Source organism: Paracoccus sp. BR5-17, assembly GCF_055693925.1.
This window is the reverse complement of the sequence record NZ_JBVFUV010000004.1, coordinates 123,043-139,067: the sequence shown is the minus strand read 5'-3', so window position 1 is coordinate 139,067 and position 16,025 is coordinate 123,043. Positions and strand designations below refer to the sequence as shown.

Below are 16,025 nucleotides of genomic sequence, written 5' to 3'. Positions count from 1 at the left end.
CGGCGCCTACGCGCCAGACCAGGTGACGGACTGGGCGGTGTCGAAGCCCTATTACGACCGCATCCGCGCCCTGGAGAGCGAGATCGGGTCGCATTCCTATACCCATCCCCACGACACCAACCTGCTGCTGCCGGACCAGATCACGGACCAGATCCTGCAGGCGCGCATCGCCGCCTACAGCAGCATCGTCAGCCACGGCGTGCCCAGCTGGTCCCCCTATGCCACCCGCAGCGATGCCAGTCCGGCGGTGTTGAACACGCTGTCCCAAATGAGCGTCAGCCAGATCAACGCGATCCTTGCCGACACGCTGAACCGGACCAACCCGGCCAATCCGAACGCCGTCAGCGTCCTGGCCCTGACCGAGGTCGAGCGGGCGGTGCTGGAGGCATCCTACACGTTCCAGTTCCAGTACTCGAAGCTGATCATCGAACGCGAACTTGGCATCGACATCACCGGGGCCGCCGTCCCCGGCGCGCCCGAGCGTCTGGACGCCACGCGCGAGATGATCGAGTATTACGACTATCTCAGCGGCGGCTATTCCGGCGTCGGCGCGGGCTATCCCGGTGCCTTCGGCTACCTGACGCCCGACGAGAAGGGCCAGGTGTATCTGGCCCCCAACATGTCGTTCGACTTCTCGCTGATCGGCTGGTCCGGCATGACCCCGCAGCAGGCCGAGGCAGCGTGGCTCAAGGAATACGCGGCGCTGACGGCCAACGGCACCACGCCCATCGTGGCCTTCCCCTGGCACGACTATGGCCCCACCAACTGGAACCTGGGCGATCCCACGCAGGTCTATAACCTGCAGATGTTCCAGTCCCTGATCGCTGCGGCAGCCGCAGGCGGGGCCGAGTTCGTCACGGGTCAGGATCTGGCCAGCCGGATCGACAGCTTCTCGCAGAGCAGCCTGACCGCCACGCGCGCGGGCAACGTCATCACCGCCACCGTGGGGTCCAGCGACGCGGGCCACTTCGCCCTGGACATCGGGAAGGAGGGGCAGATCGCCTCGGTCGCCAACTGGTATGCCTGGGACGCGGATTCGATCTTCCTGCCCCGGAACGGCGGCACGTTCCAGATCACCTTGGGCAGCCAGATGGCCGATGTCACCCGCATCGCCGCCCTGCCGATGCGCGGAGAGCTTATCTCGGTCTCGGGGACCGGATCCGACCTGAACTTCAGCTTCCACGGACGCGGCGAGGTGCTGGTGGACCTCAGGACGCAAGGCAACCTGCCGGTCCGCATCACCGGGACGGACGGCGCCACGCTGCCCGGTGCGGGCAATGTGTCGCTGTCCTTCGACGCGGTCGCGCAGCATTCGGTCCTGGTCGATTTCCTGGCCGCCGGAACCCAGCTTATCGGGGCGGCCGCGACGGACATCCTTCTGGGCGGCACCGGCACCAACCGCCTCGAGGGCCGTGGCGGCGACGACATCCTGTCGGGCGGAGCCGGGGCGGACCGCTTCGTGTTCCGGCTGGGCGAGGCCTTCGACACCGTCCTGGACTTTGTCAGCGGCAGCGACCGGCTGGAGCTGCGCGGCTTCGGCTTCACCAGTACCACCCAGGCCAGGAACGCCTTCGTCGATACCGACCTGGGCCTCGAGATGACGGCAAACAACAGCCATCTGCTTCTGGCCGGTCTGGATGCGGAAGACCTGCGCGCCTCCGACATCATCAATTCGTTCCTGGTCTGAACCCCTTTTGCCCAAGCGAAGGACATTCGACATGCACGCAAGGCTCTTTGGAACCGACGGAGTCCGCGGACGGGCGAACGCCTGGCCCATGACCCCGGATGCCGTCATGCAGCTTGGCCGCGCAGCCGGGCGCCACTTCGTGAACCTCGGGCAGGCCTGCACCGTCGTGATCGGGAAGGACACGCGGCTTTCGGGATACATGGTCGAAAGCGCGCTTGTGGCGGGCTTCACCTCGGCGGGGATGGACGTGGTTCTGACGGGGCCGCTGCCGACGCCGGCGATCGGGATGCTGACGCGGTCGCTGCGCGCCGATCTGGGGGTCATGATCTCGGCCTCGCACAACCCCCACGAGGACAACGGAATTAAGTTCTTCGGCCCCGACGGCTACAAGCTGTCGGACGCGGACGAGGCCGCCATCGAGGCCGCCATGGGCGACGGCGGCAACCGGGCCGATCCGTCCTTCCTGGGCCGCGTCAAGCGTATCGACGGGGCCGGCGAACGCTATATCGAATTCGCCAAGCGGGCCTTTCCGCATGGCCTGCGGCTGGACGGGCTGCGCGTCGTGGTGGATGCCGCGAACGGCGGCGCCTACCGTGTCGGCCCCGACCTGATCTGGGAACTGGGCGCCGAGGTGATCCGCCTCGGCGCCGAGCCGAACGGCATCAACATCAACGCCGGCTGCGGATCGACCGCGCCGCGGGCCTGCATCGAGGCCGTCAAGGCGCACCGCGCGGATCTGGGCATCACGCTGGACGGCGATGCCGACCGGGTCCACCTGATCGACGAAAAGGGCCGCCTGATCGACGGCGACCAGGTGATGTCCCTGATCGCCGAACGCGCCCAGGCCCAGGGCAAGCTGGCCCACGACACGCTGGTCGCGACGGTCATGTCCAATTCGGGCCTGGAACGCCACCTGGCGGGCCGGGGGATCGGCCTGGTCCGCACCAAGGTGGGCGACCGCCACGTCGTCGAACGCATGCGGCAGGGCGGCTTCAGCGTCGGGGGCGAACAATCGGGCCACATCATCCTGTCCGAGTTCAGCACCACCGGCGACGGGCTTGTGGCCGCGCTGCAGGCCCTGGCGGCGATCCGCGAGGCGGATCGGCCGGCATCCGAAGTGCTGTCGCGGTTCGAGCCCCTGCCCCAGCTGACCCGCAACGTCCCGATCCTGCGCGGAAGCGCGCCGCTGGAACGACCGTCGGTCGCCGAAACCATCGACCGGATGGCCCGACGGCTTGGGGACGCCGGCCGGCTGCTGGTCCGGCCCTCGGGGACAGAGCCGCTGATCCGCATCATGGCCGAAGGCGAAGACGTGGCCCTGCTGGCCGAAATCGCCGACGAGATCAGCCACGTCCTGCGCGGCGAGCCGCAGCCCGACGCGGATCTTTCCCCGCATCATCACCCCGCTGCCCTGGCGGCAGCCCTTCGGCCGCGTCCGTGCAGCCCGAACTGACCCGCAGCGCCTGAGGAGGGCCAAACCATGTGCGGTATCGTCGGCGTCATCGCCAAGCAACCCGCGGCCCCGATCCTGATGGCATCGCTGCAGCGACTTGAATATCGCGGCTACGATTCGGCCGGCCTGGCCATTCTCGAGGGCGGGGTGATGGACCGCCGGCGCGCGGCCGGCAAGCTGTCCGCCCTGGCGCGGCTTCTGGCCGACCAGCCGCTGCCCGGCACCACCGGGATAGGCCACACCCGCTGGGCGACACATGGCGGCCCGACCGAGGCGAACGCCCATCCCCACCGGTCAGGGCCTGTGGCGGTCGTCCACAACGGCATCATCGAGAACTATCTTGACCTGAAACGAGAGCTTGCGGCCGCCGGCTGTCCCTTCGAGTCCCAGACCGACACCGAAGTTATCGCGGCGCTGTGCGCCTCGATGCTGGCACGGGGGCTGTCCTGCGAGGACGCGGCCGCGGCCACCATCGCCCGCCTGCGCGGCGCCTATGCGCTGTGCTTCGTCTTCGAGGGGCGGCCCGACCTTCTGGTTTGCGCCCGGCGCGGCTCTCCTTTGGTCATCGGCCTTGGCACGGGCGAGAATTTCGTCGGCTCGGATGCCATCGCGCTTGCCGCCATGACGAACCGCATCTGCTATCTTGAAGAAGGCGACTGGGCCGTGCTGACCCGGGGAGAGGTGCAGATCCACGATGCCTCGGGCAACCGGGTCCTGCGCGAGGTGCAGAATGTCGCGATCGAGACGATCATCGCCGACAAGGGCCAGCACCGCCATTTCATGGCCAAGGAAATCCACGAGCAGCCGGGCGTCATCGCCCGCGCCCTGGGGGCATGGGTCTCGGACGAGCGCGACCGGATCACCTGCGCGGCCGAGGGCATCGACTGGGCGCGGACACCGCGGCTGACCATCGTCGCCTGCGGCACCGCCTTCTATGCGGCGCATGTGGCCAAGGTCTGGATGGAGCGGGTCGCGCGGATCCCCGTGGAAATCGAGATCGCCTCCGAGTTCCGCTACCGCGAGCCGCCCCTGCCCGCAGGCGGCGTGACGATGGTGGTCAGTCAGTCGGGCGAAACCGCCGACACCCTGGCCGCGCTGCGTTACGCCAAGTCGCGCGGCCAGGTCACGGTGGGGCTGGTCAACGTCACCACATCGACCATCGCGCGCGAGGCCGACATCGTTCTTCCGATCCATGCCGGCCCCGAAATCGGCGTGGCCTCGACCAAGGCCTTCACGGCGATGGTGCTGTGCCTGTCGGCCCTGGCCGTCATGATCGCCCGCAAGCGCGGCCAGATCGACGCGGCGCAGGAACGCGGCCATGTCGAACTGTTGTCCACGGTGCCGCGGCTGATGGCCGAAACCATCGCCCAGGAGCCGGCCTTCGAAGCTCTTGCCCGCGAGATCTCCGAGGCCGACGACGCGCTCTTTCTGGGGCGGGGGCTGATGTATCCGCTGGCGCTGGAAGGCGCGCTGAAGCTGAAGGAGATCACCTACATCCATGCCGAGGGCTATGCCGCGGGGGAAATCAAGCATGGCCCCATCGCCCTGGTGGACGAGGCCACCCCGATCATCGCGCTTGCCCCCAGCGATGCGCTTTTCGGGAAGCTGTCCTCGAACCTGCGCGAAGTCATCGGGCGCAAGGGTCGGGTGGCGCTTCTGGGCGACGCGGCCGCGTGCCGCGACATGGCGGAGGAGGTCTGGCGCAGCGTGGAACTGCCCGCCGTGGATCCGCTGATCGCGCCCTTCATCTATGCCGTGGCCGTGCAGTTCATCGCCTATCACGCCGCCGTCGCGAAGGGCACCGATGTGGACCAGCCCCGGAACCTGGCGAAATCGGTGACGGTGGAATGATGGACGGCAGCGCACAGCCCCAACGATCGTCTTCGGGCAAGAACATCCTTGCCACCGGGGGCGCCGGATACATCGGCTCGCATGTCGTGGTCGAACTGCTGCAGGCCAACCACCAGGTCGTCATCCTGGACAACTTCGAGAACTCGGACCGCCGGAGCGCCGCCCGCATCCCGCAGATCGCCAACGGCTCCATCGTCCTGGTCGAAGGGGATGTCCGAGACGAGCAGGTGGTCGCCGAACTTCTCAGGCAATACCGGATCGACGCGGTGATCCATCTTGCCGGAAAGAAGGCGGTGGGCGAATCAGTGGCCGACCCCCTGCTTTACTTCCGCGACAACCTGCTGGGCGCCGTCTCGCTGTTGCGCGCCATGCTGGAGGCCGGCGTCCGCAAGCTGGTGTTCTCGTCATCCGCGACGGTCTACGGGATCCCCAAGGTGCTGCCGATCCCGGAAACCGCGCCCACGGGGGTCACGAATCCCTATGGCCGCACCAAGCTGATGATCGAGGAGATGATCGACGACCTGGTAATGGCCGAACCCGATTTCCGCGCCATCTCGCTGCGCTACTTCAACCCGGTCGGCGCCCATTCCAGCGGCCTGATCGGCGAAAACCCGAAGGGGACGCCCAACAACCTGTTTCCCTATGTCGCGCAGACGGCGATCGGCCAGCGGAAGGAGGTGCAGGTTTTCGGCAGCGACTACGACACCCCCGACGGGACGGGCGTGCGCGACTATATCCATGTCGTCGATCTTGCCCAGGGACATGTCGCGGCCATCGACCGGCTGTTCGGTCCCCCGCTGGAAGACCGCCACATGCGCATCAACCTGGGAACCGGCCGGGGCTACAGCGTTCTCGAGATCATCAACGCCTTTTCCGAGGCCTGCGGCTTCCCGATCCCCTATCGCCTGGTCGCCCGCCGCCCGGGCGACGCGGCGATGTCGCTGGCCGATCCCAGCCGGGCCGGTTCCGTGCTGTCCTGGCGCGCCACCCGCGATCTTGCCCGGATGTGTGCCGACCACTGGGCGTTCCAACGGCAGTCGGCACTGGACAGCAGGCCCTATCTTGTGGCGAAATCAGATCTCGGACACACGGCTCCGGCACACAGTTTCAGCGCCGCCACCTGAGGCAACCCGCCGGGTGAATCTGGCGCGCTGCAACCCCGCGGCCGGGCCGGGTCTGTCCCTGCGCCCGGGAGGCGGCGCAATTCGGGAGCGCGAGCCTTGAACATCACGTCACTGTCCTGGGCTGCTGCTCTGTTCGGATTGGCAGCCGCCTGCATTCCCCCGCAGTTTGCCCAGGCCCAGGCCCAGACCCAGGCGCAGGTCGCGCCAGAGGCCCTCGATCCCCCCGGCAAGAATGCGTGATGTCGAACCCCAGATCCCGCGCCACCCGGCTGGCGCAGTCGTTGCAGGACGGATACGGAGTCCAGTACTGGGGCGCGACCTACAACGCCGAGACGCTGGCGGCCCAGCCCCACGGCCTTCTGATCCTGGAGGTCACGAAGATCGGCGCGCCCTACAGCGACACGGGCCGCGAGGTCTTCTTCACCCCCGAGGAGATCGCCACGATCAACCAGGGCGGCGCCCGCCCGGTCCTTGGCTATCTGAACGTCAGCGAGGTCGAAACCTATCGCAACTACTGGATCGACCAGGTCGGCGGCGTCAACGCGCCCGCGCCCGAGGTTCTTCCCGACTGGTACGGCCCCTCGACCGTTCATGGCGAACATCTGTCGGCCTACTGGAAGGACAGCTGGCACAAGATCCTGCTGGAGCGGACCGACCGGCTGATGCAGACCGGCATCGACGGGCTCTTTCTGGACGATGTGCTGCATTATTACAGCCACGCCCTGGACAAGACCCTGCAATGGCCGGACGGCAAGGGCCCGGACGGTCCTGCAGACGCGTCGGGCACGGCATCCGAGATGATGCGACTGGTCGAGCTGGTCGCAGACCGGGCCCGCCAGTGGAAATGTGGCGCCTATGTAGTGGTGAACAACGGCGTGTTCATCGGGCGCGACGCCGCCGGACTGTCCGGGGACAAGGGTAAGGCCGCCTTTTCCGACTATCTCGAGGCGATCGACGCCATCATGGTCGAGAATGTCTCGGCGCCGACGACCCATGCCCACACCATCGAGGCGCTGCAGCAGGATTTTCGCAGCGAAGGCGTCGCGGTTCTGTCGCTTGACGTTGCAACGCAGTTCCCGGACCAGGATCCGCAGGCCCTGCAGGACATGATCCTGAAGAAGTCGGCACAGGCCGGCTTCTACCCCTATATCGTCCAGGAGAGCGTCTTCAACCAGCTCTATCCGCCGATCCGGATGCACTTTGGCTGGACGGTCGCGCAGGAATGACGCTGTCGCGCAGGCGCTGACGCAGGCCCGGGTGGTCAACCGCCCCGGCCAGCAGCGCCCGGTGGAACGGGCTTCCCCTCAGGTTTTCCAGAAGCGACATCCAGATCAGCTGGTCCCACTCTGACAGCGGCTGTTGCGAGGCCGCGATCAGGTACCGGTAGGTGGCGGCCTGATCGCCCTGCCAGCCGTTCCAGGCCGCGCCCAGCAGCGGGACCGCCTTGTAGATGTCCTCGTTCAAGAGGTTGCGGTAGGGCACAGGGCCTGCGGCCCGCGATAGCGCACGAACTGCATCAGCGCCGGCCCGGTGGATCCGGGGCTGGCGCTTCGCCCGCCCAAGGCCAACGCCCTCTGCAGACCAGCCATGTCGCCGGTGCTTTCGGCCAGAAGCGACACCGTGGACCATTCGGCGTCCGACAGCGTGGTGCGGGTGGCCAGCCATTCCAGCTGCAGGATGCGCGCGATGCCGCCGTGGCCGCTGCGCGCGAAGATCGGCAGCACCACATGGCTGTCCCCGGGCGCTGCCGTGAACCCTTCGCGCGCCAGAAGAACGGCGGCGTCGATGGCGCCCCGGCCGATCATGGCGCGCACCGACGCCTCCAGGGCCTCGGCGGCCTGAGGGCCGGCGGCCCACCGGGCGGCAACAGAGACGGCCTCGCGGGATCGTCCCGCCTCGATCAGGAACTCCAGCAGCTTGCGCTTGTAGGCCAGGTGGCTTTCGGCATCGCTGTCGGCGAGGGTTGCCAGCAGCCGCTCGTAGTCCGCGATGCGCGCATCGCGGATCAGCAACAGCCCCAGATGCTCGATTTCCCAGGTGGTCAGAACAACCGGATCCTCAGACAGCAAGAGGTCGCGCTCGGCCTCGGGCTGATGCAGGGTCCGATACCACCCACCCAGTCTAAGCCTGCGCTCCTCGGTCGGGAAGGCCTCGTAGGCCTGCCGCAGGAAGGCCGCCGCAGCAGGCAGATCGCCCGCCGTCGCCTCGATGCCCGCCAGGGCTTCCAGCACCTCCTCCGACGGGCCGGCACGCGCCAGCAGCCGCTGGAAAGACCGGCGGGCGCCGTCAAGATCGCCATCCGCCAGGGACAGGCGGCCATACAGAAGCTCAAGGTTGTCGTGAAACGTGACCCGCCGTTCCGCTTCACGCAGCCCCCGGAGGGCCTCCTCGGGTTCCAGACGCGACAGCTCGGCCTCGAGACGCACGGCCGGATCGGGCCTCAGGACCACGATGCCGCCGATCGCCGCCGCGCACAGGACCAGCGAGGCCATCGTGAAGTCGCGGATCACCGCTGGCCGCATCCTAGCACCCTCCGCGGACAGAGAGGCCGCGCAGGCCGCCCGGTGCCGTGGGCACCTTTATGGTCAGGACGCCGGCCGCGTCGGCTTGCGCGGGCTGATGCCGGTCGTCGTCAACCCCCGAGATCGCCACCATATATTGCGCCTGCGGCCGCGCGGCCAGGACCACCTCTCCTTCGGCAAAGCCCGAAAGCTCCAGATCGACGCTGCAGGTGCCGCGATTCCAGGATTCGACGACGGGGCGGCTGGTCAGAAGCGCCGGCGCCACGGATCCCAGGACGATGCCCGTGGGGCCGTCATCGTCGGTCAAGGCCACCAGCGGCGCCTCGGCGTCCGGCGCAAGCGCGATATAGAGGCTGTCGCCCTTTCGCCGGGCGCCCATCACTCCGTCGCTTGCGGTCATGTCCACCGCCTTGTTCGCGGCATGATCCAGGCGCAGGGTCTGCAGGGTGCCGCGGTTGCGGACCCGCCAGACGCCCGGTCCCTCGGCGGTGATCCGGGCCGACAGGAAGCCGTGGACCGCGCGCGCGTAGGCAGAGGCGCGGATCGGCACCACATCCGACGACCGCGCAAGCTCCAGATACGTCTCGACCGCGCGCCGGGTTTCGAAGTAGATCATCGACCGCGCCGCGAAGGACAGGTGAAACGGCCGCAGGCGGCGCGGTTCATCGGTCCGCCGCAGGGTTTCACGAAAGCCGTGGAAGCCATACAGGGGCCCGGTCCAATATCCGGTGTACATCGCGTCCCCGCCCAGGGCGTCGTGGATCTGCCGGTGCCGGCCCAGTTGGGCCGAGAACGGCCACAACCCGGTCAGCGAGGGGTGAGCCGCATCCATGACCCCGCCACCGCCCCCCATGCTTTCGATGCCGCTCTGCTCAACCGCCTCGAGCGCCGTCTCGAAGGGACGGGCATTGCCGCTCCAGGCGTAAAGGGCCACCGGCCTGCCCTCGGGCGTCAGCGCGTCCACCTCGTCGATGGCCCCGATCACCTCCTGCCCCAGATCGAAGGGCGTCGTCGCGTATTTGCGGGGCGCCCCTGGCCTGCGCGAAAACGTCGAAGCCCCGGTGTCGGCAAAAGCGTCGCGCAGCGTCTGCATGGCCGAGGCCACCAACGCACCCTCATCCTCGGCCTCGTCGGTCGCCACCAGCAGTTCTGCCTCGCGATCCGGGTCGTAGGCTGCAAAGAAGTCCCAGTCGCGGATGTCGCTGAAGCCCTGCACCGCGCCTTCGACATTCGGCGCGGCGAACCCGCCGATGGCGGCCTGCCTTCCCCGCTCGGCCGCGGGCCCGCCCAGTTCGGCAGACAGGTCGCCTGCAAGGATCGCCACCGTCATGGGAAGATCGGGAAATGCCTCGATCAGGCGGTCCAGCAGAACCTCGGAGGCCAGCTGCTGCGGCTCTCCGAACACTTGCGCGGGCATGACGTCCAGCCACCCCACCGAGGACACGGTGACGAAGAAGGTGCGCAGACCCTGGAAGGTGGTCGGATCCGGCTTCGGCACCTGGTCGTCCTGAAGAACGGCGGCAAAGAAGCCGAAGGGATCGACGATCCAGCCGGACTGTCCCTGCGGGCCGGGTTCCACTGTTGCACTGGAATGGACGTAACCGCCCGACGCACCCAGGACCGCCAGGGCGATGTCCTTGCCGTTGGCCGTCAGTTGCAGCACCGCCCGCGAGGCAGGCGCGGCGGTGACGCCCTGATAATCCCCCGGCCTGACCAGGAAATCGCTCTCGTGGTCGATGAGGCGCGCGTCCTTGGCCGAGATCGTCGCCGATACGCCGACCGCATGGGTGATCCCGTCGACCTCGATCCCCAGGGCGTCCATCGCGCGCGCCGAACTTCCGGACGGCAGACCGAGCCAGAAGCCAATGTCGCCGAAGGCGACGATCCTGGGGCCGCCGTTGCAGAATGCCTGCCCTTCGGAAAGCCAGTCCGCGAATGGGGCCGGCCCCGACACGGGTTCGTCAAACCAGGACAGGACCAGACCGATTTCTTCCTGATCGATGTCGGGCGGGCTGTTTGAGGAGACATCGTAATACAGCACCACCTGCCCGAGGTAATTGAGAACCAGCTCTGCGAACCTGTATATCCGTGTATTGCGAGGATTTCCGTCTCGGCTGGCATCGTACAACGCCAGTGTCGTGCGGGGCGCGGTATCGCAGGCCATCGCCCCTGCGGCCGTCAGCAGCCAGACCGTCGCCAACACGGGCAGCGTACTTGCAAGACGCAGGACTGAGAGGGGCCGGTGGCGGTTCCAGGTCATCTTCCGCCCATGTCGTCGATGCCGTTTCCAGACCCCGATCATGCGGCAGGGGACGCGCCTTTTCCACAAGATACCGCCGGCGTGACTTTCAGGATGACCGGACTCTCTTCGGTAGTAGAACCAAGGATTATCCTCTCCACCTTCCGTCTAGTCGGGCGGCATGTCGCGATCGGCGCAGTCCCCCTGCGGCCAGTTGTGGCACCATTTCGATTGCCGTAGCTTTTGAGAGAACCCGAGTGATTTTTCAGAGTGCACGGAAACGACCGGGCGGGGGAACCAGCAATGTCGAACGGTCTTGGAGGTTTTCTTGTCAGCGCCTCGGTCGTGGTCACGGGATTGACCGGACTCTGGGCCTGGCCCATCCTGCAGGATGGCGGCGCCCGATCCTTGGCGGCGCGCGTCAGCGAACTGTACCACCAGACCGAATTGCGGATCCGCCCGGCGATCGCCGTGCTGCAGGCCCCCCCCGACGTTTCCCCCATACCTCCCGTTGCAGCCGGCTCGATCTCGGAATCGCGCCCGCCGACGCAACTTCCGCCCCTCGAGCCGCTGACGACCGAAGTCGCGTCGCCGGTCGTCGCCGCACAGTGCCGGACGCCGGGCACCAGCCACGACGCCGCCGTGATCGGCGACCGGGTGCAACTGAGAATCTTCGAACGTTCCCAGTTGGCGGGCGCCATCGGACCGGACGGCACAAGCGCCTCGCAGACCGATATCGTCTTCGAACGTCTGGACCTGTCGGGCACCTACGAGATCGGCGCGACCGGCGTCCTGTCCCTGCCGGCCATAGGGCATGTCGATGCTGCAGGATATTCCGTGTCCTGCATCGAGTCGATCGTGGCGCGCGCCGCCTACGACCATTTGCGCACCCAAAGCACGGTCAGCGCCGCCTATGCCGCGCGCCCGCCGATCCTGGTACGGGGCGCCGTGCGTGCCCCCGGGGCGCATGGCTACAGCCCCGGGCTGACGGTTCAGCGCATCCTGGCCCAGGCCGGCGCCGTGGACAGCCAGGATCCGACCGCGCAAGTCAGGCTGATTTCCCTGTCCGCGCGCCGCGCCGAACTGGACAGGATCCGCATCAGCCTGTCGCTGGAACGGATGCGCGTGGAAGCGGCGCTGAACGACCGCGACACCCTGCCCGAGGACCACCCGACGGTTCGCGCAGCCGTGACGCTGTTTGGCAACGAACGTGTGGCCAGCGAACGCAGCGCCCTGTTCGCGGAAATCGAGGCCGAACGTCTTCGGCAGGCCCGGACGAAGGCCATGCTGGCCGACCTGGACGCGCGCATCGACACCGCCCGCGAACAGCATCAGGTCGCGGCGACCCAGATGGACTATTATGCCGACCGCCACGAGCATCAGAGCGAGATGCTGCAGAGCGGCTACATCACCGACTCGCGCCTCAACGATACCGTGGTGCGGACCATGGATGCCGAGCGGATCCTGCTGGAAAAGGAGGACCTGCTGCTGCGCCTGCAAGCCGAACGCCGCATGGCCGAGCAGGATGCCGAACTGACGCGCGTGGATCGTCTGAAGGCCCTGACCGCCGAACTGCGCCGCATCTCGACCGCCCTGGATTCCGCCGACAGCGAGGCAGAGGCCGTGCTGGCGGAACTGAACCTGCTGCAGGTCGATGACACGGCGCTGACCGTCACCATCGAACGTCCCGCGGCTGCTGCCGGAACCAGCACGTTTACGGCAAGCGCCGAGACCCTGGTCCGTCCCGGAGATCTTGTCACCGTCATCGCAGGCACGGGCGCCGAGGTCGATCTTGCCGCCGCGGCAGATCCCGCCCCGCCCGCCATCATCCGGAGCGCGTCGAGAGAATGACCCAGACAGACGGTTTTGCGGCCCCGGCTTCGGCCAGTGCGGCCCTAGACTCGGGCCAGTTCCTGCGCGGTTTCATCAGCAGCGCGGTGCTGCTTGCGGCGATCAATGCGTCCGAGCCGCTGTTCTTCGGCGAAGGCCATTTCGCGACGCTGACCTATCATCCGTTCTGGCTGGTGATCTTGCTGGCGGCCGTCCAGCACGGCGTGTTCGTGGGCCTGTCGGTCGTGGGCCTGGCCACCATCATGATGGACTGGCCTTCCCGGCCGGTCGGAATGGACATTACCGAACATTACGTGGATATCGCCACGGCGCCGGCGCAATGGCTGGTCGCCGCGCTGCTGATCGGCCTTTATCGGCAGCAGCAGATCCGACACGAGCGCAGGCTGGCCCGAGACAACGATCGGCTGCGGGACGTCAACCGCACGCTGGCCGACGAAATCCACCGGCTCGATGCCTTCGTCGCCCGTGCGGAACTTGCGGCCGCCACCCGCCCCCTGCATCTCGCCCAGCCGGACGAACGGTTGGCGGCCCTCGACCGGCTGGCTTGGGCAGATGCCGAAGATCGCCTGCCGGCTTTCGTCGCGGCAGCCCGTGCCTGTATCCCCGATTCCGTTGCCTGGCTGCGCGTGGACGACGCGGGCAAGCTGGTACCGGCCGCCGTCACCGACGAAACCGTGGCGATTCCCGAAATCCCGCTATCCGACCTGCCGCCGTCGGAGGCCGCGCAGGTGCTGCCCCTGGCTGCCGTGGATGGCCCGGACCGCTTGCCCCGGACGGTCGTCTATCGCCTCATCCCCGCCGATCAGGGTCCAGCCGGGGTGCTTCTGGCACTGCCGTCGCATCCCGATCCCGACCGGATCCTGCCCGGCCTGAACGCCCTGGGCCGTTCGCTGGACCACAGCCTGCGGCGCATGAGGGGCGACCCGCTGGACCCGCCGCGCGCCCCCACGCCGCTATCCGATCATGCATGATGCCGCCGTTCCTGATCCGCACGGCGCATGGCTTGCGTCCAGCCTTCTGACGGGGATGACGGCGTTCGGCGATCTTGTTCTGCTGCTGGCTTGGCTGAAGCAGGATCTTCTGATGATTGTCGTGATGGCCCTGCATCTTGGGCTGGTGGCGGCCTATGGAGTGCTATCGTATTTCCTCTGCCCGCGATCGGCGTCGAGAAGCCTTGCCAGTGCCGCGATCCTGGCGCTTTTCGGTCCCTTCGGAGGCCCCGCCTTGATGATCGTCGCCCCGGGCCTGGCCGCATCGGCACCCACGGCGCGGCCGCGGCGGCGCCGACGCCCGCCGGCACCGCGCGAGGCGGCCGAGGAGCTTTTCGACCAGATCCGTCAGCGCCGCCGCCACCCGTTGCCAACGGACGCCGCGCCGGCTTTCCTGCAAACCTTCCGGACCGGCACACTGGCCCAGCAGCAGAACGCCATCGCCGCGATGTCCCGCAGCTATCGTCCGGAAATGCGCCCTGCCCTTCTGGCCGCCCTGGCCTCGCCCGTGCCCGCGCTTCGGGTCCAGGCCGCCGCGGTCTTCGCGAAGCTGCGCGGCGCCTATGGCGAGCGCGCCAAGGATCTTCTGGCGCGGGGCGACATGGCCGGCGGCAGGCTGGCCATCATGGACGTGGTCGCTTCGGGCTTCGTGGACAAGGAAACCTGCGACAGGCTTCTTCGCCTGGCGGCAGCAACCGCAACCGCGCCCGAGCCGGCGCCCGTCCCGCGCCGCCCGGCCCTGGAGGCAATGCCGCGGCTCAGGCGGCACGCATGTGGTGGCCTGACATGAACGCCGACCCTCCGGCCACGGACGTCTGCATCGTGGTCGAGGGCTGCTATCCCTTCGTTGCCGGGGGCGTGTCCTCATGGCTCGACTGGCTGATCCGAAGCCAGCCCGGGACCACCTTCAGCGTGGTTGCCATCGTGGCCGACGAGCGTCCCCGGGAAATCCGCTACGCCTTGCCCTCCAACGTGAAGGCATTCCAGGTGCTGCCGCTTGCGCCCCTGACCCGCAAGCCCAGCCTGCGCCGCCCTGCACTGGACGGCGCGCGCCTTGCCCAGGTGATGAACGGCGTCCTGCGGCACGGCGATCTTGAGGCGTTCCACACCCTGCTGCAGCTCGTGGCCCAGCCTGTGCGCCGGCATCCGTTCAGCTTTCTCGACCCGCCGCGCCCCCCGGATTATAGCGATCTCACCGCCTCGCCGGCAGCCTGGCAGGCGATCACCGAATGCTACCGCAGTATCGCCCCCGAGGCCGCCTTCAGCGATTTCTTCTGGGCGTGGCGCAATCTTGTCGGCAGCCTGCTGGCCGTGGCCACCGCGCCGATCCCGCCCGCGCGCCTCTATCACGCCATCTCGACCGGCTATGCCGGCCTGTTTGCGGTCCGGGCCGCCTACCTGGCCGGGCGGACCGCCGCCATCACCGAACATGGCATCTATACCAACGAACGCCGTATCGATCTGATCATGGCCGACTGGATCGCCGACACCATCGACAGCGGTCTGGCGGGGGACGAGCCCAGGACCGACGTCCGGCGGTTCTGGATCGACGCCTTCGAATCCTTCGCCCGGATCGCCTATGACGGCTGCCACAGGATCACCACGCTCTACGGCGCCAACCAGTCGTTTCAGCGCACGCTCGGGGCGGCCGAGCAGAAGCTGCAGGTCATCCCGAACGGCATCGCCCTGGAGAAGTTCAAAGGCCTGCGGCCGCAGACGGACCGCAGGCCGACCGTGGCCCTGATCGGCCGCGTCGTGCCGATCAAGGACATCGAAGCCTATATCGCCGCTGCGGCCCTGGTCCGCCAGGCCATTCCCGATGTGCAGGTCCTGGTGATCGGCCCCACCGACGAAGACGAGGACTACTTCGCCCTTTGCAAACGCAGGGTGACGGAGCTGGATCTGACCGACGCCCTCATCTTTACCGGCAAGGTCGACATCATCGACTTTCTTCCCCGGATCGATGTCCTTGTGCTGACCAGCATCAGCGAGGCGCAGCCTCTGGTCCTGCTGGAGGCTGGAGCGGCCCGCGTGCCCTGCGTGGTGACCGACGTCGGCTCGTGCCGCGAGATCATCGAGGGCGCCCCGGACGAGGTGCCGAACCTGGGAACGGCCGGCCGGGTGGTTCCGCCCATGGATGCCGACGCGATCGGCCGGGCGATCATCGACCTGATGGCCGACCCCGCGCTTCGCGCCGCCTGCGGCGACACCCTGCGCAAGCGGGTCGAGACCTACTTCACCTCCGAGCTTTCCGCAGCGCGCTATTCGGCCCTGTACCGCGAGCTTGTCGCCTGATGCCCCTTGTCCGC

10 protein-coding genes and 2 pseudogenes are annotated in these 16,025 nt (G+C 67.8%); 9 read left to right on the top strand and 3 right to left on the bottom strand.

What is annotated here, in order from left to right:
- The 5 genes and pseudogenes from ACZ1HC_RS16095 to ACZ1HC_RS16075 all read left to right on the top strand — a co-directional run.
- Positions 1-1,687 (top strand): annotated as a pseudogene (locus tag ACZ1HC_RS16095) (hypothetical protein); the annotation flags it as partial.
- Between the two features lie 31 nt (positions 1,688-1,718).
- Positions 1,719-3,041 (top strand): annotated as a pseudogene (gene glmM, locus ACZ1HC_RS16090) (phosphoglucosamine mutase); the annotation flags it as partial.
- A gap of 126 nt (positions 3,042-3,167) precedes the next feature.
- Entirely contained in the window at positions 3,168-4,991 is a 1,824-nt protein-coding gene (gene glmS, locus ACZ1HC_RS16085; protein WP_472700977.1) for a glutamine--fructose-6-phosphate transaminase (isomerizing), read from the top strand.
- Complete coding sequence (gene galE, locus ACZ1HC_RS16080; RefSeq protein ID WP_472700976.1) at positions 4,991-6,115, top strand: UDP-glucose 4-epimerase GalE; 1,125 nt, start codon at positions 4,991-4,993, stop codon at positions 6,113-6,115. Before glmS ends, galE begins: the two co-directional genes overlap by 1 nt.
- Positions 6,116-6,354: 239 nt before the next feature.
- A complete protein-coding gene (locus ACZ1HC_RS16075) occupies positions 6,355-7,341 on the top strand; it encodes an endo alpha-1,4 polygalactosaminidase (RefSeq protein ID WP_472700975.1) in 987 nt (328 codons plus the stop codon).
- Here the strand turns inward: ACZ1HC_RS16075 and ACZ1HC_RS16070 are convergent.
- Genes ACZ1HC_RS16070 through ACZ1HC_RS16060 form a run of 3 tightly spaced genes read right to left on the bottom strand, consistent with a single transcriptional unit; the run spans position 7,283 to position 10,897 of the window.
- Positions 7,283-7,597, bottom strand: a complete 315-nt coding sequence (locus ACZ1HC_RS16070) for a hypothetical protein (RefSeq protein WP_472700974.1) — start codon at positions 7,595-7,597, stop codon at positions 7,283-7,285. The two genes, ACZ1HC_RS16075 and ACZ1HC_RS16070, sit on opposite strands and share 59 nt — an antisense overlap.
- Positions 7,576-8,637 (bottom strand): tetratricopeptide repeat protein, encoded by a 1,062-nt coding sequence (locus ACZ1HC_RS16065; RefSeq protein ID WP_472700973.1) that lies wholly within the window; start codon positions 8,635-8,637, stop codon positions 7,576-7,578. Before ACZ1HC_RS16065 ends, ACZ1HC_RS16070 begins: the two co-directional genes overlap by 22 nt.
- Before the next feature lies 1 nt (position 8,638).
- Positions 8,639-10,897 (bottom strand): polysaccharide deacetylase family protein, encoded by a 2,259-nt coding sequence (locus ACZ1HC_RS16060; RefSeq protein WP_472700972.1) that lies wholly within the window; start codon positions 10,895-10,897, stop codon positions 8,639-8,641.
- A gap of 282 nt (positions 10,898-11,179) precedes the next feature.
- Between ACZ1HC_RS16060 and ACZ1HC_RS16055 the strand changes: the two genes are divergently transcribed.
- From ACZ1HC_RS16055 to pelF, 4 genes are read left to right on the top strand one after another with little or no spacing between them, the layout of a single operon-like run.
- Positions 11,180-12,727, top strand: coding sequence for a hypothetical protein (locus ACZ1HC_RS16055; protein ID WP_472700971.1), 1,548 nt, complete (start codon positions 11,180-11,182; stop codon positions 12,725-12,727).
- Positions 12,724-13,698, top strand: a complete 975-nt coding sequence (locus tag ACZ1HC_RS16050) for a hypothetical protein (protein WP_472700970.1) — start codon at positions 12,724-12,726, stop codon at positions 13,696-13,698. Before ACZ1HC_RS16055 ends, ACZ1HC_RS16050 begins: the two co-directional genes overlap by 4 nt.
- Before the next feature lie 55 nt (positions 13,699-13,753).
- On the top strand, positions 13,754-14,506 hold the full coding sequence (locus ACZ1HC_RS16045) for a hypothetical protein (protein WP_472700969.1): 753 nt from the start codon (positions 13,754-13,756) through the stop codon (positions 14,504-14,506).
- Positions 14,488-16,011, top strand: a complete 1,524-nt coding sequence (pelF, locus tag ACZ1HC_RS16040) for a GT4 family glycosyltransferase PelF (RefSeq protein ID WP_472700968.1) — start codon at positions 14,488-14,490, stop codon at positions 16,009-16,011. Before ACZ1HC_RS16045 ends, pelF begins: the two co-directional genes overlap by 19 nt.
- Positions 16,012-16,025: the final 14 nt, after the last annotated feature.

Coding starts and splice junctions, on each gene's coding strand:
- glmS (WP_472700977.1), top strand. CDS start 3,168: ATGTGCGGTATCGTCGGCGTCATCGCCAAGCAACCCGCGGCCCCGATC.
- galE (WP_472700976.1), top strand. CDS start 4,991: ATGGACGGCAGCGCACAGCCCCAACGATCGTCTTCGGGCAAGAACATC.
- ACZ1HC_RS16075 (WP_472700975.1), top strand. CDS start 6,355: ATGTCGAACCCCAGATCCCGCGCCACCCGGCTGGCGCAGTCGTTGCAG.
- ACZ1HC_RS16065 (WP_472700973.1), bottom strand. CDS start 8,637: ATGCGGCCAGCGGTGATCCGCGACTTCACGATGGCCTCGCTGGTCCTG.
- ACZ1HC_RS16060 (WP_472700972.1), bottom strand. CDS start 10,897: ATGACCTGGAACCGCCACCGGCCCCTCTCAGTCCTGCGTCTTGCAAGT.
- ACZ1HC_RS16055 (WP_472700971.1), top strand. CDS start 11,180: ATGTCGAACGGTCTTGGAGGTTTTCTTGTCAGCGCCTCGGTCGTGGTC.
- ACZ1HC_RS16050 (WP_472700970.1), top strand. CDS start 12,724: ATGACCCAGACAGACGGTTTTGCGGCCCCGGCTTCGGCCAGTGCGGCC.
- ACZ1HC_RS16045 (WP_472700969.1), top strand. CDS start 13,754: ATGACGGCGTTCGGCGATCTTGTTCTGCTGCTGGCTTGGCTGAAGCAG.
- pelF (WP_472700968.1), top strand. CDS start 14,488: ATGTGGTGGCCTGACATGAACGCCGACCCTCCGGCCACGGACGTCTGC.